We start from the raw sequence: 511 nt of genomic DNA, 5'->3' as shown, positions 1-511 counted from the left end.
GTGGCGTCGTCCTTGAAGTACTGGATCAGGGTGCCGGGCTCGGGCCCTTCGTACAGAATCTTGGCCTTGCCTTCGTAGATCTTCTTGCGGCGGGTCATGTCAGCCTTCCTCGGCGCGAGCCGGACCCCGAAAACGAAATCGCGCGCAGCTATCGATTAGCGCGCGCGTTCCACCGGGACCTCTCGCTCATGATATAAGCGGGCGGAACCTAGCGCGGTTTGGGCCCCAGTGGAAGCGGCGGCCGTTTCTCCCGGCGTGTCGATCATGGAAATCCCGCGTGAAAACAGCGGCTTTTCGGTCATGGTCACGCGGCCGATCGTCGCCCGGAAACCTGTTGTGCATTGCGGGGCGGCCCGGCGCGCTATAATGGACCGCGCGAGCTGAGGTTTCTGGAACGAACATGACCACCTTCGACGACCGCGAACAGGCTTTCGAAAACAAGTTCCCACACGATCAGGACATCGAGTTCCGGGCCGTCGCGCGCCGCAACCGGCTGCTCGGCCAATGGGCC

At 62.8% G+C, this 511-nt stretch carries 1 protein-coding gene; it reads left to right on the top strand.

Going from position 1 to position 511, the window contains the following annotated elements; all coding sequences use genetic code 11:
* Positions 1–400: 400 nt before the first annotated feature.
* Positions 401–511 (top strand): ATPase inhibitor subunit zeta (locus tag IP510_RS13990; protein ID WP_194365359.1); only part of this gene is annotated, 111 nt, incomplete at its 3' end.

The sequence above is a fragment of the Psychrobacter sp. NG254 genome, assembly GCF_015277735.1.
Lineage (GTDB): Bacteria > Pseudomonadota > Gammaproteobacteria > Pseudomonadales > Moraxellaceae > Psychrobacter.
Note: the sequence above shows the minus strand (reverse complement) of the source record. Positions and strands in the feature narration are given on the sequence as shown.